Raw genomic sequence first — 21,481 nt, 5'->3', positions numbered from 1 at the left:
GTCCCAAAGGCTCTGAGCATTGTGCTGTTACGGCACAGGCGGGCGACGCTTGTTCAAAAAATATCCGCGCCGTTAAGGCTTCATTAAGCTTTACAGGCGTTTACTATGTGCATCCAGTGATCTGGATTCTTACCGAGTGGTTGGAGCCACTTTGTTTGACGCCTCCCTGTTAAACTCCTGAGAGCCGCCTTATCCGCGGCTCTTTTTTTGTCCGCGATCCGGATTGCCCCGGTGCCTGCGCCGCCGTTAACCGTTTGTTAAACATGTGCTTGCCTTCGCCGGCGGCGAAGCGCATTTTCAAGCCTCGGTCATATAGGGTGCAGGGCGTGACGGCGATGACGCCGATTCGGCCGGCTGTAAGGCAAGTGCAGGGCGTATCGATGAACGATCCTTCGAAGGGAAGCGCGAAAACCATCAAGCTGGCGGAGCGCCGGGTTTTCTCCCAATCCTTCAAGCCGCTCTACCAGGAAGGGATGGGCCTGGTCGAGCAGGCGGCCGAATATCTGGACGGCAAGGGCCGGGCGGAGGCGAAGAAACTGTCCAGGCTGGCGGCGACGCTCTATGCGGCCGAATCGATGCGACTGACCACGAGGCTGATGCAGGTCGCCTCTTGGCTGCTATTGCAGCGCGCGGCGAATTCCGGCGAGATGACCCGCGATCAGGTTGCTTCCGAAAAATCCAAGGTGCGCCTCGACACCGCTTCCGCCAACAACGATGCCGCAGGCTGGGTCGAACTGCCCAAGGATTTTCTTGACCTCATCGACCGCTCGCTGCGCCTGCAGGCGCTGGTGCGTCGCATGGACGAGGAGATCTACGGCGGCGCCGTGGCCGACGTGTCGCCATCCGGCCGCCGCGTCAATCCGGTTTCCGATCAGATCACGTTGCTGAACACGGCTTTCGCCCGCGGCTGAGAGACCGTTTGGAAACTCTACTCTGGCGGCATCTGATGGCGTTTTCTGCGCTTATCTACAGCGCCGCGCGTCCTCTTGGACGCGCAAAGGACGCTGTAGCACTTTGATTTTTGCGCATGATCCTTTCCGAAAATCGGTTCCGATTTTCGGGGTCATGCGTGGGCTCATGGACCCAAATGTCCGCTCCGCTCCGTTCTCGAAACCACCACCATATGACTCGCCGGAGCGACTTTCGAAACAGTCTCTTTGGCTCATCCTGCAAGCAGCGGAGCCTGTTTCTGGTTTGTTCACATTTCGCTGGCATCGCTGTCCGCCAAGGGTAGACTTGGCGGATGGGGGAAACGATTCGCATTATCGGCATCGATCCGGGGCTGAGGCGCACCGGCTGGGGCATCGTCGAGAGCCTCGGCAATTCGCTGCGCTTCGTCGCCTCCGGAACCGTCCGTTCCGACGACAAGGCGGCGCTGGCGACACGGCTTTGCCAGTTGCATGACGGGCTTGCCGAGATCCTGCATACCGCCATGCCGCACGAGGCGGCGGTCGAGCAGACCTTCGTCAACAAGGATGCGGCGGCGACGCTGAAGCTTGGCCAGGCGCGCGGCATCGCCATGCTGGTGCCGGCGCTGGCCGGTCTGGTCGTTGCCGAATATGCGCCCAACGCCGTCAAGAAGGCGGTGATCGGCGTCGGCCATGGCGACAAGAAGCAGATCCACATGATGGTCAAGGTGCTGATGCCGAAGGCGACGTTCGACACCGACGATGCCGCCGACGCGCTGGCCATTGCCATCTGCCACGCGCATCACCGGCAGAGTGTTGTCTACAGGATGGCGGCGCTGGCATGAGGGACCACACATGATCGGCAAGCTCAAAGGCACGCTGGACGAGGTCGACGAGGATTTCTGCATCGTCGATGTGCACGGCGTCGGCTATGTCGCCCACTGCTCGGCGCGCACGCTTGCCGCTTTGCCGGCACCCGGCGAGGCGGTGGTGCTGTTCATCGAGACCTATGTGCGCGAGGATATGCTGCGGCTCTACGGTTTCCAGTCGGTGCTGGAGCGCGAGTGGTTCCGGCTGTTGATGAGCAATGTGCAGGGCGTCGGCGCCAAGGTGGCACTGGCCATTCTGTCGACGCTGGCGCCGGCCGATCTCGCCAATGCCATCGCGCTACGTGATATTGCCATGGTCAGCCGCGCGCCCGGCGTCGGCAAAAAGGTGGCTGAGCGCATCGTCACCGAACTGAAGAACAAGGCGCCAGCCTATGCGGGCACTGCCTCCGGCACCATCGGCCTGAAGCAGGAACTCGGCGATGGCGTCGCGCCGGCGCCGATCACCGACGCCGTCTCGGCGCTGGTCAATCTCGGCTATTCGCGCGATACCGCCGCCAATGCGGTGGCGGCGGCGCTGAAGAGCGCCGGCGAGGATGCGGATGCTTCGAAGCTGATCCGCTTCGGGCTGAAGGAGCTGGCGCGGTGAGTCTGCGCTTGTCCCGTTCCCTGCCCTGTGCAAGGAAGGCCGCATGAGCCTTTCGCCACGCCTCATTGCTCCCGACAAGCGCGGCGAGGATGCCGAGCAGACCTTGCGGCCGCAGACGCTCGGCGACTTCGTCGGCCAAGCGGCGGTGCGGGCCAATCTCAAAGTGTTCATCGAGGCTGCCAAGGGCCGCAGCGAGGCGCTTGACCACGTGCTGTTCGTCGGGCCGCCCGGCCTCGGCAAGACGACGCTGGCGCAGATCATGGCGCGTGAGCTCGGTGTCAATTTCCGCTCGACCTCCGGTCCGGTCATCGCCAAGGCCGGCGATCTCGCAGCTCTGCTCACCAATCTCGAAGACCGCGACGTGCTGTTCATCGACGAGATCCACCGGCTCAACCCGGCGGTCGAGGAAATTCTCTATCCGGCGATGGAGGATTTCCAGCTCGACCTGATCATCGGCGAAGGGCCGGCGGCGCGCTCGGTCAAGATCGATCTTGCCCGCTTCACCCTCGTCGCCGCTACCACCCGGCTCGGCCTTTTGACCAATCCGCTGCGCGACCGCTTCGGCATTCCAGTCCGCCTCAATTTCTACTCCGTCGAGGAACTGGAGCAGATCGTGCGGCGCGGCGCCCGCATCCTTGCGATGCCGCTCGGCGACGATGGCGCGCTGGAGATCGCGCGACGCGCGCGTGGGACACCGCGCATCGCCGGCCGCCTTTTGCGCCGCGTGCGTGATTTTGCATCAGTCGCCGGCGACGGTCATGTCGATCGCCAGATCGCCGACGAGGCGCTGACGCGGCTCGAGGTCGACGCGCTCGGCCTCGACGCGCTCGACCGCCGCTATCTCTCGATGATCGCGCGGAATTTTGGCGGCGGGCCGGTCGGCATCGAGACCATTGCGGCAGGGCTTTCCGAGCCGCGCGACGCCATCGAGGACATCATAGAGCCCTATCTGATCCAGCAGGGTTTTATTCAGCGCACGCCGCGCGGCCGCGTGCTGACCGCCAATGCCTGGCGGCATCTCGGACTCGACGCGCCGAAGGATCTGGCGCAGCAGCAGATCAGCCTGTTCCAGGAGGAATGACGAAGTCTGCAGGCGCCTCTCAGTCCCGCGAATGCTTCTGTGTCTTCGTCGGATCCAAGGTGATGATTGACAAGGATTATAATCCTCATCATGCTGCTCATTTCTTAACCATAGAAGTTCAGTCAAATTTCGATTTGACTTTTTTCAAATAGTATAGCGTTATTTCAGGCACCGCGTAATATGCGACATTAAGCGCTCACGCATAACTATATGCATTGAAGTCCTGGCCTTCTACGCCGCTGACAGCGGCGAAGAAGTATATTGTCAATTGTTCAATATGGCAGGGGGAAGCTATGATTGCAGCAAGCAGAGTGACCGAGCTTAAGACAGAACCCCGCTACATCGATATCGCCAGACAGGGTGATAGCGATCTCGATGTACTCAAGTTACTTCCTGGAACGTGGAAGAATGACCCGGGCATGAAGGGGCGTGGCTGGAATGCGATCGCTTTGCCATTCGCTTCATCGGGCAGCGGGATCGACTACCGGCTCCTGGTCAATCAATATGATGAGGTGCTCAAATTCACTTTGGTGGACAAGGGCGTCAAGAATCGCGGCATCCAGAGGAACGGAACTTCGATCAACACCGACCAGGTCGTGGTCGCACTGGATTACGAGCAACGGATCGAGCAGTTGCTTGCCGACGATTTTCCGGCGAGCGGCCTGCAGGGAGATCCGAACACGACGATTCACCACGAGCCGGGCCTTTGGTTGTTCATGACCAATGAGGCAGAGAAAACCAGCAACATTGGACGCCTTGGGACCATTCCGCACGGCGACTCACTGCTTGCATTGGGTGCGGGCGAGGTCACCAACGGGCCACCGACAATTCCGCCAATCAATGGGTTGCCGATAGGCGTCAAACAGAATCTCACCAGTCCCTATCTGGCGCCCTACAATCATTTTCATCTCGCTCCGTTCAAGGGTGTTGTGGCCGATCCCACCTTTCCGGGTTTCGATCCGGTGAAGCCACATCTGCTTCTTGTCGGCGGCGCTCCGGGAACCGTAACCAGAACGACAAAGCTGCAGGTCAGCACGACTGTCGAGACCGCCGGGATCGTCAATATTCCCTTCATCGTAAGGCAGGCCAACGCGGCCGAAATGATTTCGACTTTCTGGATAATGGAATTGGACGAGCTGACGCCCGCGGGAACGCCGCGCCTCATTCTGCAATATCTGCAAATCGTGCTTCTCGATTTCTTCCCGCGTCGCGATGGTCTGCCGGGCCTGATAAGATGGCCCCATGTCAGCATCAACACGATGCAGAAGGTCGCGGATGCCGACGCAATGAAGACAGCGGCGCCAGCCACGCCCTGATGCATGTCGCCCAAAAGTGCGCAGCGGTTTTGGGGCAACGACCTGCATGGAAACAAACATTTGAAGCGCGTCGCGTGAATCCTTTCAAACGCGGCGCGCTTTGAGCCTGGTCCATCCCGACAGCGGGATGGGGCTCTATCTCAATGTTTGAGCACCGGATTTTCCCAAAACCGGTACCCACTTTTGGGTCCGATGCTTTAGCTGCGCAAAATCTCCCAATCCTGGTCAGCTTGCCGGCACATTTGCGGATTTTAACGCGAAGCCTCGCGCTGTGGGACGACGATCCCGCGAATGACGGAGCTGAGCGATGATCACCAGACGTGGCTTCCTGCGCCTCATCGGCGGTTCGTTGTTATCGGCGGTGTCGCTCAGCGCTTATGCGGTTGGCCTCGAGCCGATGTTGCTGACGCATGTAAAGCGCTATTCATTGACGCCGCCAAACTGGCCTGCGGGATTGCGGCTTCGGGTTGTCGCCCTCGCCGATATTCATGCTTGCCGGCCATGGATGACGCCGGAGCGGATCAGGTCGCTTGCCGAACGGGCGAACACCCTGCAACCGGATCTGATTGTCCTGCTTGGCGACTATGCAGCCGGCACACGCCTGGTTACGGACTGGGTGGATTCCTCCGAATGGGCGCCGGCCTTGTCCGGCCTGAGGGCGCCGCTCGGCGTGTGGTCAATCCTTGGCAATCACGACTGGTGGGAGGACCTTTCCGCGCAGGAGGCCGGGTTCGGGCCGACGGTGGCGCGCAGGGCGCTCGAGCGCGCCGGCATCCCGGTCCTGGAAAACGATGCCGTCCGCCTGGAAAAGGACGGGCATGGCTTCTGGATCGCCGGACTTGCGGACCAACTTGCGCTGCGGCCGGGCAAAACCTGGGGCCGCAGCGGATTCAAAGGACTGGACGACCTGCGCGGCACGCTGGCAAAAGTAAGCGACAAGGCTCCCGTTATTCTGCTCGCACATGAGCCGGACATATTCCCGAAGGTCCCGTCACGGGTATCGTTGACTCTTTCGGGTCATACCCATGGCGGACAGGTGCGGCTGTTCGGCTATTCTCCGGTCGTGCCATCCCGCTTCGGCAACCGTTTTGCCTATGGCCATGTCGTGGAGGAGAACCGGCACCTGATCGTCTCCGGAGGGCTCGGTTTCAGCATTCTGCCGGTGCGTTTTGGGATGCGCCCAGAGATTCTTTCGATCGAACTGGGTTCAGCCTGACCGTCAATGAAGTGACTTGATCGCGTCCATCACATCCGACTCGGCCTTGTCGCCATCAAACGCCTCGACGATGCCGAAGGCGCCGCCATAGCTTCAGACCGACCATGCGAAGCCATGGGCTTCCGCGCGCGCGATGCATGTCGACGATGACTTTCAGCCCGGCGCGATTGATCATGCGTACCGAGTCCAGCACGCTGACATAGAGATCGTCGCGCAGCGCCAGCGTCTGACCGGACAGGAACGGCGACGGGTCGACCGGCATGCGCAGGAAATCGAAGCCGGCGCTCTTCAGCGGTCATCGTCGCTGAGGAATTTGCGCCATTCCGGCTAGGGCAGGATTGCCCGCCGGTCGCCCCATTTGTCCTCGCCCGGCCAGGTCGTCCATTGGTCGAGGTTGAGGCCGCGCTTCATCGAAAAGCTCGCCGCCTGGCCCGGCAGCGCCAGCGCGGCCAGCACAAGCAGCGCCGCCATCAAGGTCTTGATCATCGCCGTCAACAGTGCCATCGGGTTCATGCGCCAAGCTAATGCGTGTAGCCCAAAAAGTGTGTAGCGGTTTTGGGACAACGACACGCACGGAAACAACCGCCTAAAGCGCGTCGCGCTTCAGGTGCCCGGTCAGCCCGAAAAGGAAAGCGCAATGGACGATCATGGTGAATCGGCGACGCTCTGCGCCGGGCTTTCCGGCGCGCTGACGGAATTCGGCCACCGGCTGATGGCGCGGGTCTATTATGCCGACACCGATTTCTCCGGCGTCGTCTACCACGCGCGCTATCTCGAATTTTTCGAGCGCGGCCGTTCCGATTATCTCAGGCTTGCCGGCGTCCATCACACCGAGCTTGCCGAGGGCAAGCATGGCGAAAAAATAATCTGGGTGGTGAGGCGCATGGAGATCGACTTCCGGGGCTCCGCCCGTATGGACGACATCCTGACCATCGAGACGCGCACCGAGGACATTTCGGGCGCCCGCATCTTCATGGCGCAGCAGCTGAAGCGCGGCGGCGAGGTGCTGGTCGAGGCGCGGGTCGAGGCGGCGATCATCGGCGAGAACGGCCGGCCTAGGCGTTTTCCGAAGGAATGGATCGCTGCCTTCATGCCCAAGGCAAATCAGTAAGTTCAAAATCGGTAAGTTACTGACGCCGATGATCCGCCGACGATGCCAGGCGGCTCGCCCAAGGCGCGGCAATGCGCCGCGCTGTCCGTCCTAACCCATCCTTAACCATAACGGTTCATGAAGAGGGTGGTGAAGATTGGAGAATCCAGCGCCTTCCTTTCACCAAGATTTGCCCCGAAAACGCCGCCAACGGTGCATTTTGGGGTTATTCCGCAAGCTTTGCGCGAACGGACCACAAGGGATGCCCATGGGCCAGCTGCCAACCGTGCCCGGAAAATCTTAAGGACGTAACCATGGAAAATATCGCACTCGCCGAACCGGGCGCGCATTTGTCGATTTGGGCGCTGTTCATACAGGCCGGCTGGGTGGTCAAGCTGGTCATGATTGGGCTGCTCTGCGCCTCAATCTGGACCTGGGCGATCATCGTCGACAAGCTCGTCGCCTATGGCCGCATGCGGCTCGCGCTCAACCGCTTCGAACAGGTGTTCTGGTCGGGGCAGTCGCTGGAAGAGCTCTACCGCACGCTCGCCGACCGCAAGACATCAGGCATGAGCGCCATCTTCGTCGCCGCCATGCGCGAATGGAAAAAAAGTTTCGAGAAGGGCGCGAAATCACCGCTTGGCCTGCAGACCCGCATCGACAAGGCGATGGACCTGGCGCTGACCCGCGAAATGGAAAAACTGGAAGGACGGCTTGGCTTTCTCGCCACCACCGGCTCGGCGGCGCCCTTCATCGGCCTGTTCGGCACCGTGATCGGCATCATGACCTCGTTCCAGGCGATCGCCGCATCCAAGAATACCAGCCTGTCGGTGGTCGCACCCGGCATTGCCGAGGCGCTGCTGGCCACCGCAATAGGCCTGCTCGCGGCCATCCCCGCCGTCATCGCCTACAACAAGCTGTCGTCGGACGCGAGCAAGATCGCCGTGCGCATGGAGGGGTTCGCGGACGAGTTCTCCGCCATACTCTCGCGCCAAATCGATGAAAAAGTCGCGCAGAAGACCTGAGGAACAATCATGGGAATGTCTGTAGGCGCGGGTGGCGGAGGACGCGGTGGTCGCGGCCACAGGCGGCGCGGCCGCCATCACGCGATGATATCGGAAATCAACGTCACGCCGATGGTCGACGTGATGCTGGTGCTGTTGATCATCTTCATGGTCGCGGCGCCCTTGCTGACGGTCGGCGTGCCGATCGACCTGCCGGACACGCAGGCCAAGGCGATGAATGTCGACACGCAGCCGATCACCGTCTCCATCAACTCCGCCGGCCAGATCTATCTCCAGGAGACCGAAATCCCGGTTGAGGAGCTGGTGGCGAAGCTGCAGGCGGTTTCGAAGACCGGCTATGATGAGCGCATCTTCATTCGCGGCGACAAGTCCACCGACTATGGCACCGCGATGAAGGTGATGGCCCGGATTTCGGCCGCCGGATACAAGAATATCGGCCTCGTTTCACTGCAGGAACAGGATCAATAGACGCAAGATGAGGACCGGCCTCACCACATCGGTGATCTTGCATGCGGTCGCGATCGGCTTCGGCCTGTTCACGCTGTCGGCGCCGGCTGCATTGCCGGCGTCCGATGCCGAGTCTCTGGCGGTCGAAATCGTGCCGATGGAAGCGATCGCGCAGATACAGCAAGGCGACAAGAAAGCTGCGGTGAGCGAAAAGCCGGCGCCATTGCCGACCCAGCGTCCCGACATCGTGGCCGACGCGCAGACGGTCGGCGACAACAGCGTCGATACCGACAAGCCGCCGACGCCGGAACCCAAGCCCCAGCCGGTCGATATGGCTGAGGCGCCGCCGCCCGCGCCGACGCCGAAAGAAAAGCCGAAGCCCGAGGACGTGCCGAAACCGAAGGAGCAGCCCAAGCCAGTCCCGGCGACGGAGGTCGCACCGGTCCCGCAGCCGAAGGAAGAGGTCAAGCCCGAGCCGGTCAAGCAGGCGGAGCCTAAGCCGACGCCGGCCAAGGAGCCGGCGCCGACGCCGCCGCAGGACAAGACCGCCGCCATCGACCCGAAGCCTGAGGTCAAGCCGGACGCCGTCGCCGAGGCCATCGCCCAGGAGCCGCCAACCGAGACGACGCAGCTTCCGGACTCTGCGCCTGCCCCGCAGGCGCGGCCGAAGCCGCAGCCGGCCCAGGCCGAAAGCGCAAAGGCGCCGGAGCGCAAGGATGCCGACAAGCCGGTCAAAGAAGCCTCGTCCAAGCCAAAATCGGAAGACAAGCAGTTCAACGCCGACGAGATTTCCGCTTTGCTCGACAAGCGAAAGCCGTCCGGCGGCGGTGCCAAGCGCTCGACCCAGCAGGCGTCTCTCGGCGCCGACAAAAACCAGGGCCAGAAGCTTTCAAGGTCGGAGCAGGGGGCGTTGGAGGCTCAACTTGGTGGTTGCTGGACCCTGCCGGTGGGGCTCGAGGGTTCCGAGAATTTCATCGTCGTAGTCCGGTTCAACCTCGACGCCTCCGGCAAGCTGGACGGACGGCCATCTGTCGAAAAGTCGAGCGGAAGCCGCCCGTTCGACGAAAGTGCCGTGCGCGCGGTTCAGAAATGCGATGTGGCCGGTCTGCAGGTCCCCGCAGGCAAACAAGACATCTGGGCCGACGTTCGTGTCACGTTCGATCCGAGGGAGATGCTGGGCCTATAGGCCTGGCGCCCCGTAGAATATTAAAGAGAAGCGAGAAGACATGAAATCCATCCTCCAGCCGCTCCTGATGATCATAGCGATGGCGCTGGGCATGACTGCCGCCGCCACCTTGCCGGCGCGGGCGCTCGTTGAGCTCAACGTCAACAAAGGCAATGTCGAGCCGCTGCCGATCGCCATCACCGACTTTCAAGGTGGCGATGCGCTGGGTGCGGAGATTTCCGGCATCGTCAGCGCAGACCTGAAACGCTCCGGCCTGTTCGCGCCGATCGACAAGAGCGCCTTCATAGAAAAGATCTCCAATCCGGATGTCACGCCCCGTTTCGAGGACTGGAAAGTGATCAATGCCCAAGCGCTGGTCACCGGCAGCGTCAGCAAGGAGGCCGATGGCCGCGTCCGCGCCCAGTACAGGCTGTGGGATACGTTTGCCGGCCAGCAGATGTCCGGCGAGCAGTTCTTCGCCAACGACGCCAATACGAGGCGTGTCGCCCATATCATCGCCGACGCGATCTATGAACGGCTGACCGGCGAGAAGGGCTATTTCGACACGCGCGTCGTCTTCATCGACGAATCGGGCGCAAAGAACGCGCGCAAGAAGCGCCTCGCCATCATGGACCAGGACGGCGCCAATATCCGCTACCTGTCGGATGGCAGGTCGATCGTGCTGACCCCGCGTTTCTCGCCAAACCGGCAGGAAATCACCTACATGTCCTATGAAAGCGGCCAGCCGAAGGTCTATCTGCTGCAGATCGAGACCGGGCAGCGCGAACTGGTCGGCGACTTTCCCGGCATGACCTTTGCGCCGCGCTTCTCGCCCGACGGCCAGAAGGTGATCATGAGCCTGCTGCGCGACGACGGCAATTCCAACATCTTCGCCATGGATTTGAGGAGCCGCTCGACGACAAGGCTCACCAATTCGACGGCCATCGACACGTCGCCATCCTATTCTCCGGATGGCAGCAAGGTGGTGTTCACCTCCGACCGCGGCGGCCGCGCGCAGATCTATGTGATGGGCGCCGACGGTTCGGGCCAGACCCGCATCTCCTTCGGCGATGGCGTCTATTCGACGCCGGTGTGGTCGCCGCGCGGCGATCTCATCGCCTTCACCAAGCAGACTGCCGGCGAGTTCCAGATCGGCGTCATGCGCGTCGACGGTTCGGGCGAGCGCATCCTCTCAACCGGCTTCCAGCAGGAGGGGCCGACCTGGGCGCCCAACGGCCGGGTGCTGATGTTCTTCCGCGATTCAGCCGGCGGGCCGAAACTCGTTTCGGTCGATCTCACCGGCCGCAACGAACAGTCGATCGCGACGGCGAATTTCGCATCGGACCCGGCCTGGTCGCCGCTGCTCGAGTGAGAGGAATTGGAGAAATGAAGAATTGAAGAGATGGAGAAAACGGGATTCCTCAACTCTTCGATTCGATCCTTTCCACGGCTTCGTCGCGTTTTAGCCGCATTTCTGCCTACGGTCCGCGCGCATTGTTGCCTCCACGGATTCCCCTTGGGCAAAACGGCTGCGGACGGCAGCCGAAACCAAATTTTAACCGTGTTTCTTGAACGCCGGTTAACCCAAACGTGGTTACTGGACGATCAACGAAATCACTCGAATTGCGAAGGAGAGGCGGCATGGGCCGTATCGCAGCACTTACCAGAAACCCGGTGATGATCGCGCTGGTGGCGTTGCTCGCCATCGCCGGTTGCGCCTCGAAGAAGAACCTGAACAGCGCCGCCGATCTCGGTCTCAGCGGCGCCGGAGCGGCAACGCCCGGATCGGCCCAGGACTTCACCGTCAACATCGGCGACCGCATCTTCTTCGACACGGATTCGTCCTCGATCCGCGCCGACGCGCAGACGACGCTTTCGCGCCAGGCGCAATGGCTGAACCAGTATAGGCAGTATGCCATCGTCATCGAAGGCCATGCCGACGAGCGCGGCACGCGCGAATACAATCTGGCGCTCGGCGCCCGCCGTGCCGCCGCCACCCGCGACTTCCTCGTCGCCAGGGGCGTTTCCGCCCAGCGCCTGAAGACCATTTCCTACGGCAAGGAGCGTCCGGTCGCGGTTTGCGACGACATCTCCTGCTGGTCGCAGAACCGCCGCGCCGTCACCACGATCAGCGGCGCCGGTTCTTGATCGGCAATTCTTGATCGGCAGAAATGCAACACATATGTGCGAAAGGCGGCCGCGGCCGCCTTTTTCATGTCCGGCGCCCGGATATGGGACTTGAAACAAAATTTGGCCGAAGTCCTGCGTCCTGGTAAGAGCCGAGGCGCCTGACGGTCCACTCCGATCGGAAGGCATGCAACAGGCAAACAATTTCACGGCGAGAGGCACATGCATTTCAGATCGGTCTTGAGCGGCACGCTTGCGCTGCTGCTCGTATCAAGCGTCGCCGCCCCGGCAAGCGGCGACGAGCAAGCTGCAGAAAAAAGCGGTTTTTCCTTCCGCCTGCCGACGCTCGGCATTTTCGGTGAAAAGCCGGGCATTTTCGGTGAAAAAAAGAAACCGGATCAGGCTCAATTTGCGCAGGATGGCACCGGCACTACGGCGCTGGAGGAACAGCTCCGCCAGATGAACGGCAAGATTGAGGAACTCAACTTCCAGGTGCTGCAGATGCAGGAGCAGATCCGCAAGCAGCAGGAAGACAACGAGTTCCGCTTCCAGCAGCTGGAAGGCGGTTCGCAAGGCGCGCAGCAACCAGCGGAGCAGAAAAAGTCGGACGCCACCACCAACCCCGACAGCAGCGTCGCCGAGGCTCCGGCGACGCACGCGCCGGCCGATGCGGGCACATCGCCAGCCGGCGACCAGAGCGGGGAGGTCATCGTCGAATCGCCGACAGGCGAACCCGGCACGGTGATCCAGGGCACGCCGCCGAAGACGTTCGGCACCATCACGGTCGACAAGAACGGCAATGTGATCGACGCCGACGGCAACACGCAGGCACATGCACCGGCGCAGAACACCGCTCCTGCTACCGGCGCCCAAGGCGCCGGCGACCAGGCCGCCGGCACGCAGGCCGGCAAGTCCGACGATACGGTGGTTGCGGCACTGCCCGCCACCGACGACCCGGAGGAGCTTTACCGCAACTCCTATCAGTTCATCTTGTCGGGCGACTACGGCACTGCCGAACAGGGTTTTCGCGACCACATCGCCCGCTTCCCCAAGGACGCCAAGACGGCGGACGCGCATTACTGGCTGGGTGAGTCACTGCTCGGCCAGCAGAAATACCGCGACGCGGCCGAGACCTTCCTCGCCGCCAGCAAGGATTATCCGAAGGCCAAGAAGGCTCCCGACATGCTGCTGAAGCTCGGTGTGTCGCTGGTCGGATTGAACCAGCGCGACGTGGCCTGCGCCACTTTCGGCGAGATCGGCAAGCGCTATCCCAACGTTTCCGGCGCGCTCAAGGAACGCGTCAAGCAGGAAAGGGCGCTCGCGGCGTGCTAGTTTTTTTCTTGCATGTCGTTGCCCCAAAACCGGGGCCACTTTTGGGCGACATGCATTGATGCTCGAAACCGAGCCTGACCTTTCGGTTTTTTCGCAGATCGATTTTACCAACGGCGCTGTTGCGGCCGTGTCCGGCGGCAGCGACTCGACCGCCCTTCTCCTTCTCCTCAAAGATCACCTCGACCGTACCGCGCCCGCAACGAAATTGCTGGCTGTGACGATCGATCACGGTCTGCGGCCGGGCGCGGCCGCTGAGGCGCAAGCCGTGGCCAGGCTTTGTGCCGGGCGCGGCATTGCCCACCGCATCCTGGTCTGGTCCGGACGCAAGCCGTCGACCGGCCTGCCGGCTGCCGCGCGTGAGGCCCGCTACCGGCTGCTGGCCGAGGCAGCGCAGGCGGAAGGTATCGGCCTGATCCTGACCGGCCACACTGCCGACGACCAGGCCGAGACCGTGCTGATGCGGCACGCGCGCGGCTATGGGGCACGCGAAGAGGGGCGAGGCCTTGCCGGCATGGCACCGGCCACCCTCTATGATTGGCGGATCTGGATCGCACGGCCGCTTCTCGGCACACGACGTGCGGCGCTGCGAGAAGTCCTGCGGCGCGCAAATGTCGGCTGGGCCGAAGACCCGACCAATGAAGACGAGGCTTTCGAGCGGCCGCGTATCCGCGCAGCGCTTGCCGACGGCAATGGCGCGCAGCGCGTGGAAGACGCGGTGGCGCTGGCCGCGCGGGCTGCGGTCGAGCGCGAACAGCTTGGCCATCACGCCGCCGCGCTGATCCGTGGCTTTGCCAGCAGGCCCGCCGCCGGCCTTATCCGTCTCGATCCGGGCTTTGCGACGGCCGGCGACGAGCCGGCGGCCGTCTACGCGCTGCGCATCCTGCTGGCGACTGTCGGCGGCGTTGCCTTTCTGCCCGACCAGGCTCGCAGCGAAGCGCTGCTCGACCGGCTGAGGACCGCGCCATTTTGCGCTACATTGTCGCGGACGGTGATCGATGCACGGCGTGCCGGCATCTTCCTGCGTCGCGAAACCCGCAACCTGCCGCCCGCCGCTCCTGCCGTGGACAATGCCCTCTGGGACGGCCGCCGGAGGATCACATTGGGCGACGAACCCGGTGCATTTTTGATCGCGCCGCTCGGCGCGGCTCGTGCCGCAAAACAGGCAATTGCCGAAGACGGCACGCCGCCAAGCCTTGTCCGCGCGGCTCTGGCGGCCGAGCCGGTGCTGTGGCGCGCAAGCGAATATCTTGGCGAATGCCTCGGTTCGGCGCAGGACAGCCCGGGATTGCCAGGAATGGCGGTATCGCCGGTCGTCGCGCCCTTTGCCCGCTTCCTGCCGTCATTCGATCTGACGCCGGCCGGAACGGTCGCCGCGCTGATCGGTGCGCCGGTTCTTCCTGCCTCGCCTTTCAGCGGCCACACTGCCGGTTGATCATGGGCGAAAGCTTAACCGCGACATGCTGTTCTGCTTGGCAAGGGAAGGCGCCATCCCTATGTTAGACCCAAGTTTCCTCTCACGACGCGTGTCCGCCAGCGGACGCCAACGGGACAATTGATGAATCCGAATTATCGCAATCTCGCGCTCTGGGCGATCATAGCGGTCCTGCTCATCGCTCTCTTTAATCTGTTCCAGACGCCGCAGACGCGCGGAGCAGCGAGCGATGTCCCCTATTCGCAGTTCCTGCAGGATGTCGCGGCCGGCCGGGTCAAGACGGTGACCATAGCGGGTGCCCGCATCTCGGGCACCTATACCGACACCTCTACCGGCTTCCAGACCTATTCGCCGGGTGATCCGTCGCTGGTTTCGAGACTCCAGGACAAGAACGTCACCATCAACGCGCGCCCCGAATCCGACGGTTCCAATTCGCTGTTCGGCTATCTCATCTCCTGGCTGCCGATGATCCTCATCCTTGGCGTCTGGATATTCTTCATGCGCCAGATGCAATCCGGCTCCGGCCGCGCCATGGGTTTCGGCAAGTCGAAGGCCAAGCTTTTGACCGAAGCGCATGGCCGCGTCACCTTCCAGGACGTTGCCGGCGTCGACGAAGCCAAGCAAGATCTGGAAGAGATCGTCGAATTTTTGCGTGATCCGCAGAAGTTCCAGCGGCTTGGCGGTAAGATCCCGCGCGGCGTGCTGCTCGTCGGCCCTCCCGGAACCGGCAAGACGCTGCTTGCCCGTTCGGTCGCCGGTGAGGCCAACGTGCCGTTCTTCACCATTTCCGGCTCGGACTTTGTCGAGATGTTCGTCGGCGTTGGCGCCAGCCGCGTCCGCGACATGTTCGACCAGGCCAAGAAGAATGCGCCCTGCATCATCTTCATCGACGAAATCGACGCGGTCGGCCGCCATCGCGGCGCCGGCCTCGGCGGCGGCAACGATGAACGCGAGCAGACGCTGAACCAGTTGCTGGTCGAAATGGACGGCTTCGAATCCAACGAAAGCATCATCCTGATCGCCGCCACCAACCGGCCGGACGTGCTCGATCCGGCGCTGCTCAGGCCCGGCCGTTTCGACCGCCAGGTGGTGGTGCCGAATCCCGACATCGTCGGCCGCGAGAAGATCCTGAAGGTGCATGTGCGCAACGTGCCGCTGGCGCCCAATGTTGACCTCAAGGTGATTGCACGCGGCACGCCGGGCTTTTCCGGAGCTGACCTGATGAACCTCGTCAACGAATCCGCCCTGATGGCGGCGCGGCGCAACAAGCGCCTTGTCACCATGGCCGAGTTCGAGGACGCCAAGGACAAGATCATGATGGGCGCCGAGCGCCGCTCGTCGGCCATGACCCAGGCCGAGAAGGAACTCACCGCCTATCACGAGGCCGGCCACGCCATTCTGGCGCTGAACGTGCCGTCGGCCGATCCGCTGCACAAGGCGACCATCATCCCGCGTGGCCGGGCGCTTGGCATGGTCATGCAGCTGCCGGAAGGCGACCGCTATTCGATGAGCTACAAATACATGATCTCGCGCCTCGCCATCATGATGGGTGGCCGCGTCGCCGAGGAGTTCAAGTTCGGCAAGGAGAACATCACCTCGGGTGCCTCCTCGGACATCGAGCAGGCAACCAAGCTGGCACGCGCCATGGTCACGCGCTGGGGCTTCTCCGACAAGCTCGGCCATGTCGCCTATGGCGATAACCAGGAAGAGGTCTTCCTCGGCCATTCGGTGGCGCGCACGCAGAACGTCTCGGAAGAGACGGCGCAGATCATCGACGCCGAAGTGCGCCGGCTGATCGACGAGGCCTATTCGACGGCGAAATCCATCCTGACCAAGAAGAAGAAGGAATGGATCGCGCTGGCGCAGGGGCTTTTGGAATACGAGACGCTGTCCGGCGAGGAGATCAAACAGTTGATCGCCGGCCACAAGCCCGCCCGCGATCTCGGCGACGACACGCCGCCGAGCCGTGGCTCGGCCGTGCCGAAGTCCGGCAGCCGCCGCAAGAAGGGCCCGGAGCCCGAAGGCGGCATGGAGCCTCAGCCGTCAAGCTAGGCCCGCCCAAGAGGTTGATTTCGAAAACGCCGCGGTGTTGACCGCGGCGTTTTCCGTTCAGGAGGTGCCGTGATGAGGGCCGATCTCCCACGCAAGGGGGGAGATCGGCCGTCACTTCCGCTTTTACAAACCTTCAGCACTGCAGGCGCAATTTATCGCCGGCAGCAAGAAAGGCCCGCGAAGCTTGCGGCTCGCGGGCCTTGCTATCTTCGAATGTTGATGCCGATCAGCTCTTCAGCGCGGCATTGCAAAGGCTGTAGAAGCCGCCACCGTTCTGGATCCACTTGAGGCCACCCAGCGTCCCGGCATCCTTGTTGGCGTGGTACTGGTCGCGGCAGGTGTGCATGCGGGCCTTGGCCGGAGTTTCGCTGCTATACTTGGTGGAGATCGCCTTCGGAAACGTCACTCCCTGGGGAGCGATGAGGGTCGGCGTTTCCGGGTGGCTGGTGAGGCTTGCCTGATCGGCTGCCGGCACGGTGTCGTCGGAAGCACCGGCACCGCACTGGCTCATGCGGAAGTCGTTCCACTTCATGCCGTTCAGCGTGTTGCCGGTCTTGGCCGCCTGATATTTGGCGCTGCAATCCGCTCTGCTGAGGCCGTTGCCGGCGTTGACAGTTGCCGCTGCCTTGGTCGTCGCTGCAGCGGCCGCATCGATAGTTGCAGCGCTGGTGCTGTCCGCCTTGGCTGGCGTGGTGTCGGCTGCGGCGGCCTCGGTGCCGCATTCTGCCTTGCGGAACTGGTTCCAGTTCTGGCCGCCAAGTGTTCCGGCGTCCTTTGCCGCGTTATACTTGGTGCTGCATTCGGCCATGGTCAGCGCATTGGCAGGCGCCGCCAGGAATAAAGTCACGACGGCAAGACCCGTCAAAGTGGCAAGTCGATGGATGAGCATGCGTCTTCTCCCTCATGTGTTCACGATATGTCCCATGCAAGCAATAGCACTCAACGACTGGTTGCGCCAGATGCTAAATAGCGCAAAAGCCGCCTGAAAGTGCATTATTTCCAAGAGAATGATGGAATCGCCGGCAGCTACTGTCCGCCAGATGCAATTTTTCCGGGCGTTTGCACGGAAAACGCGTATAGAGCGGCCACAGTCAGGAACGGCCTCACGACAGGTTGATCGGGTCGGCCGGTGCGGCGGACCTGATTGCCCGGACACTGACGACACACCAAAGAATGCAGATACGGTCTGAAGTTCCTGAAGGCTGCTGCCACAACCGGAGCAGGCAAACACACTAGCGTGACACAAAACACACAAACCAACAATTTTCTAAGGATTGGCGACGTACAATAATGCATTGTGATGATAGGGCTCGGGCCAATTTGTGGCATGACGTGCCGGAAAAGAACCATCGGGAAGCTGGCTAGCATGGCAGGAAGTTATTTCGGTACGGACGGCATTCGCGGGCGCGCCAACAGGTTTCCAATGACGGCGGAGGTCGCCATGAGGGTCGGCATGGCCGCCGGCCTTTCGTTCCAGCGCGGCAACCATCGCCACCGGGTCGTGCTCGGCAAGGATACCAGGCTTTCCGGCTACATGATCGAGAATGCGATGGTGTCGGGCCTGTGCGCCGCCGGCATGGACGTGTTCCTGCTCGGCCCGATTCCGACGCCCGCGGTCGCCATGCTGGTACGCTCGTTGCGCGCCGACATCGGCGTGATGATCTCGGCCTCGCACAATCCTTACTACGACAACGGCATCAAGCTGTTCGGCCCAGATGGCTACAAGCTCTCCGACGAGATCGAGGAGCGCATCGAGGGGATGCTCGACAAGGATATCGACCTGGCGCTCGCCGATTCGGACGGGCTCGGCCGCGCCAAGCGCGTCGACGGCGTTCATGACCGCTACATCGAATTCGCCAAGCGCACGCTGCCACGGTCGATGTCACTGTCGGGCCTCCGCATCGTCGTCGATTGCGCCAATGGCGCTGCCTACAAGGTGGCGCCCGAGGCGCTGTGGGAACTCGGCGCCGAGGTCGTCGCCATCAATGTCGAGCCCAACGGCTTCAACATCAACAAGGAGTGCGGCTCGACCCATCCGGCAGGCCTGCAGAGGAAGGTGCACGAAGTGCGCGCCGATATCGGCATCGCGCTCGACGGCGACGCCGACCGTGTCGTCATCGTCGACGAGAACGGCGCGATCGTTGATGGCGACCAGATCATGGCGCTGATCGCCGAGGCCTGGCATCAGAGCGGACGGCTGGCCGGAGGCGGCGTCGTTTCGACGGTGATGTCCAATCTCGGCCTCGAACGCTTCCTCGGCGACATGAACCTGCAGTTGCACCGCACCAAGGTTGGCGACCGCTATGTCGTCGAGCACATGCGTGCGCACGGCCTGAATGTCGGCGGCGAACAGTCGGGCCACATCGTGCTGTCCGATTTTTCCACGACCGGCGACGGCCTCGTTTCGGCGCTCCAGGTGCTCGCCTGCATCAAGCGGCAGAACAAGCCGGTCAGCGAACTGTCGAAGAAGTTTGCGCCGGTGCCGCAGCTGCTGAAGAACGTCCATATTTCCGGCGGCAAGCCGCTCGAGGAAGCCCCGGTCAAGGCGGCGATCGAAGATGCACGCCACCGGCTGGGCAAGGCCGGGCGCCTGGTCATCCGGCCATCCGGCACGGAACCACTTATTCGCGTCATGGCGGAAGGCGATGACCAGCAATTGGTCGAGGCCGTCGTCAACGACATTGTCGGGGTCATTTCGGAAACGCGCAGCGCCGCCTGATCCTGCAGCTTTGCCAGTTCGAAAGCCCGCCTCCCGGCGGGCTTTTTTATTGGGTTGCATTCCAATTAATCCAGGGAAATGACGCGAAATCCTGAAAGATTTAGAGATTCATGGTTAAGCGATAAGGTTAAACGCCTTTTAACTTTTCCAATTCATTATCCACGACTGAAGCCAATCAGATTCGGACGCGTTCGCTGTGCCGAGGGTTCTCAGGGGTGACAAGCATGTTGAATACAGCAAGAACGGCCCTCTTTGCCGCGCTGCTCGCGGGCGCGGCCGGACCAGTGTTCGCCGCCGACTTCGTCGAGCCGCCCGTGGTCGAGCCGGCTCCGCCGCTGCCGGTCTACGAGCCGCCGGTCGAATATGGCGGCTGGTACATTCGCGGCGACATCGACTATCACTGGTCGGAGTTCCGCGGCGGCGACTACATCACTTATAGCGCGGCCCCGCCGCAGAATCCCGGCAGCTTCGACAGCGGCGAGTTGGACGGCGCCTTCTCGGCCGGCGCCGGCGTCGGTTACCAGATCAACCAGCATTTTCGCACCGATCTCACTCTGGACTGGATGAGCAAATCCGATTTCCGTGGCTCGACCAGCGGCTTCTGCGGCATTAATCAAACGCCCTGCACCTCGACCGACACCTCGTCCTATTCGGCGCTGCTGCTCCTGGCCAATGCCTACGTCGATATCGGCACCTGGCACGGCATCACGCCCTATGTCGGTGCCGGCATCGGCGGCGCCTGGGTCAAGTGGGATACGCTGCACAACAGCGATATCGACGGCGATTTCGAGCATCATGGCGGCAAGGACTGGCGTTTTGCCTATGCTGCCATGGCGGGCGCATCCTACTGCCTGACTGATCGCGTCAAGCTCGATGTCGGCTACCGCTTCAGTCATATCGAAGGCGGTAAGATGTTCGATTACGCTTCAGACAGCAATGTCGGTCCCGGCTATGACAAGGGCATCAATGTGCACGAAGTGCGCGGCGGCCTGCGCTATCAGTTCGGCAACTCGGACTGCGCCCAGCCGGTGCCGATCGCCTACGAACCCGAACCGGTCTACACCAAGTAATCACTTCGAGAGCAGGTTTGCAGACCGCCCGGCAAAAGCCGGGCGGTTTCCGTTTGTGTCGGGAAAGCGCATCAAAATCAATTCGCTAACGTCCTGTTATCCTTAACCGCCACTTAACCACTATGGTTAACAATGCTTCCTGAAACGGCGCTCGCGATCGCGAATGGCGCCACCTTCGGGAGCCGGGATCATGACAGTCAAATCGCGTATAGCGCTGGCGCTTGCAGCAATCGCCCTGATGCCGCTGTCTCAAGCGCTTGGCGCCGACTACGATCCGCCGATCTATGTCGACCAGGCGCCGGACTATGTGCCGGTCGAAGTCGGTTCGGGATGGTATCTGCGCGGCGATGTCGCCTATTTGCCGGAAAAGAGCTTCGAAGATGAGGATTTCGCCTTCACACCGGCGAGCTTCAGCGACAATGAGGATCCGATCTTTGCCAGCATCGGCTTCGGCTACCATTTCAACGACTATCTGCGTGCCGATCTCAATTTCGGCTATCTGCCCGGCAATAAGATCGGCGTCGGCTATGATGACGGAACGACCGTGGCATCAGCGTCCCTGAAGAACTACGCCTTCTCGGGCATGCTCAACGGCTATGTCGATCTTGGCACCTATGTCGGGATCACGCCCTATCTCGGCGCGGGTATCGGTGTCGTCCAGAGCAACCGCAAGCTTTCAGCGAGCTATTTCACCGACAACAATGACCCTACCGACGATTTCGTTCTGCAGGACGACAAGACCCAGTATTCCTTCGCTTACACGCTGAATGCAGGCCTTGCCTATCAAGTGTCCAAGAATTTTTCCGTAGATCTGGGCTATCAGTATTTTTCCGCGCCCGACGCCGAATATGCGACTGCCGAGAGCCTGACTTCCTATCCGATCGACAAAGGGATCAGCAATCATCAAGTCAAGCTCGGGTTGCGTTACGACCTCTGGTAGGAGCTGCGCACGCGACAATCTTGACGGCGGATCTTCGGGGCCGCCGTTCGTGTTTCGAGGCCATGACATTCTCATCACAGGTGAT

The 21,481-nt window shown here is 61.9% G+C and carries 19 protein-coding genes and 1 pseudogene; 18 read left to right on the top strand and 2 right to left on the bottom strand.

All coding sequences use genetic code 11. The annotated features are described in order from the left end of the window. The first annotated feature begins 380 nt into the window (after positions 1–380). The 6 genes from rcdA (at position 381) to AC0L14_RS14050 (ending at position 5,997) form a co-directional block, all read left to right on the top strand. Positions 381–911: a protease adaptor protein RcdA gene (rcdA, locus tag AC0L14_RS14075; protein ID WP_473550646.1), complete on the top strand. Its 531-nt coding sequence runs from the start codon at positions 381–383 to the stop codon at positions 909–911. A 332-nt stretch (positions 912–1,243) separates the two neighbouring features. Beyond that, positions 1,244–1,753, top strand: coding sequence for a crossover junction endodeoxyribonuclease RuvC (gene ruvC / locus AC0L14_RS14070; RefSeq protein WP_473486339.1), 510 nt, complete (start codon positions 1,244–1,246; stop codon positions 1,751–1,753). A 10-nt stretch (positions 1,754–1,763) separates the two neighbouring features. After that, a complete protein-coding gene (ruvA, locus tag AC0L14_RS14065) occupies positions 1,764–2,384 on the top strand; it encodes a Holliday junction branch migration protein RuvA (RefSeq protein WP_473486340.1) in 621 nt (206 codons plus the stop codon). 43 nt (positions 2,385–2,427) lie between these two features. Next, entirely contained in the window at positions 2,428–3,465 is a 1,038-nt protein-coding gene (gene ruvB / locus AC0L14_RS14060; RefSeq protein ID WP_027152903.1) for a Holliday junction branch migration DNA helicase RuvB, read from the top strand. 293 nt (positions 3,466–3,758) lie between these two features. After that, entirely contained in the window at positions 3,759–4,781 is a 1,023-nt protein-coding gene (locus AC0L14_RS14055) for a heme-binding protein (RefSeq protein ID WP_473749868.1), read from the top strand. A gap of 307 nt (positions 4,782–5,088) precedes the next feature. Next, the gene (locus AC0L14_RS14050; protein ID WP_473749867.1) at positions 5,089–5,997 is read left to right on the top strand and encodes a metallophosphoesterase; all 909 of its coding nucleotides are present in this window, start codon (positions 5,089–5,091) and stop codon (positions 5,995–5,997) included. Positions 5,998–6,130: 133 nt separating this feature from the next. On the opposite strand, the pseudogene AC0L14_RS14045 reads toward AC0L14_RS14050, so the two are convergent. After that, positions 6,131–6,501: pseudogene (locus AC0L14_RS14045) on the bottom strand (glycosyl hydrolase); the annotation flags it as partial. Between the two features lie 133 nt (positions 6,502–6,634). On the opposite strand from AC0L14_RS14045, the gene ybgC reads away from it, so the two are divergent. The 9 genes from ybgC to ftsH all read left to right on the top strand — a co-directional run bounded on the left by ybgC (position 6,635) and on the right by ftsH (position 16,667). After that, positions 6,635–7,108, top strand: a complete 474-nt coding sequence (ybgC, locus tag AC0L14_RS14040) for a tol-pal system-associated acyl-CoA thioesterase (RefSeq protein WP_473749866.1) — start codon at positions 6,635–6,637, stop codon at positions 7,106–7,108. Positions 7,109–7,401: 293 nt separating this feature from the next. Then, positions 7,402–8,112 carry a protein TolQ gene (gene tolQ, locus AC0L14_RS14035; protein ID WP_123150128.1) on the top strand — a complete coding sequence of 237 codons (711 nt, stop codon included), beginning with the start codon at positions 7,402–7,404 and terminating at the stop codon, positions 8,110–8,112. 9 nt (positions 8,113–8,121) lie between these two features. Next, complete coding sequence (gene tolR, locus AC0L14_RS14030) at positions 8,122–8,580, top strand: protein TolR (RefSeq protein WP_095495377.1); 459 nt, start codon at positions 8,122–8,124, stop codon at positions 8,578–8,580. A 7-nt stretch (positions 8,581–8,587) separates the two neighbouring features. Beyond that, positions 8,588–9,745, top strand: a complete 1,158-nt coding sequence (locus AC0L14_RS14025) for an energy transducer TonB family protein (RefSeq protein WP_473525665.1) — start codon at positions 8,588–8,590, stop codon at positions 9,743–9,745. Between the two features lie 67 nt (positions 9,746–9,812). After that, positions 9,813–11,096 carry a Tol-Pal system beta propeller repeat protein TolB gene (tolB, locus tag AC0L14_RS14020; protein ID WP_473749904.1) on the top strand — a complete coding sequence of 428 codons (1,284 nt, stop codon included), beginning with the start codon at positions 9,813–9,815 and terminating at the stop codon, positions 11,094–11,096. Between the two features lie 269 nt (positions 11,097–11,365). Next, positions 11,366–11,872: a peptidoglycan-associated lipoprotein Pal gene (pal, locus tag AC0L14_RS14015; RefSeq protein WP_473749865.1), complete on the top strand. Its 507-nt coding sequence runs from the start codon at positions 11,366–11,368 to the stop codon at positions 11,870–11,872. A gap of 201 nt (positions 11,873–12,073) precedes the next feature. Then, positions 12,074–13,183, top strand: a complete 1,110-nt coding sequence (gene ybgF, locus AC0L14_RS14010; RefSeq protein ID WP_473749864.1) for a tol-pal system protein YbgF — start codon at positions 12,074–12,076, stop codon at positions 13,181–13,183. A gap of 58 nt (positions 13,184–13,241) precedes the next feature. After that, positions 13,242–14,615, top strand: a complete 1,374-nt coding sequence (tilS, locus tag AC0L14_RS14005) for a tRNA lysidine(34) synthetase TilS (protein ID WP_473749863.1) — start codon at positions 13,242–13,244, stop codon at positions 14,613–14,615. Between the two features lie 123 nt (positions 14,616–14,738). Continuing rightward, positions 14,739–16,667: an ATP-dependent zinc metalloprotease FtsH gene (gene ftsH / locus AC0L14_RS14000; RefSeq protein WP_065011263.1), complete on the top strand. Its 1,929-nt coding sequence runs from the start codon at positions 14,739–14,741 to the stop codon at positions 16,665–16,667. 226 nt (positions 16,668–16,893) lie between these two features. Here ftsH and AC0L14_RS13995 read toward each other — a convergent pair whose 3' ends face one another. Beyond that, positions 16,894–17,556, bottom strand: coding sequence for a hypothetical protein (locus AC0L14_RS13995; RefSeq protein ID WP_473749862.1), 663 nt, complete (start codon positions 17,554–17,556; stop codon positions 16,894–16,896). Positions 17,557–18,033: 477 nt separating this feature from the next. On the opposite strand from AC0L14_RS13995, the gene glmM reads away from it, so the two are divergent. The 3 genes from glmM to AC0L14_RS13980 all read left to right on the top strand — a co-directional run bounded on the left by glmM (position 18,034) and on the right by AC0L14_RS13980 (position 21,396). Continuing rightward, entirely contained in the window at positions 18,034–19,386 is a 1,353-nt protein-coding gene (gene glmM, locus AC0L14_RS13990) for a phosphoglucosamine mutase (RefSeq protein WP_473525661.1), read from the top strand. Positions 19,387–19,610: 224 nt separating this feature from the next. Next, entirely contained in the window at positions 19,611–20,456 is an 846-nt protein-coding gene (locus AC0L14_RS13985) for an outer membrane protein (protein WP_473525660.1), read from the top strand. A 190-nt stretch (positions 20,457–20,646) separates the two neighbouring features. Next, a complete protein-coding gene (locus tag AC0L14_RS13980) occupies positions 20,647–21,396 on the top strand; it encodes an outer membrane protein (protein WP_473486353.1) in 750 nt (249 codons plus the stop codon). Positions 21,397–21,481 lie beyond the last annotated feature (85 nt).

It is taken from the genome of Mesorhizobium sp. WSM4841 (genome assembly GCF_055811515.1).
Note: the sequence above shows the minus strand (reverse complement) of the source record. Positions and strands in the feature narration are given on the sequence as shown.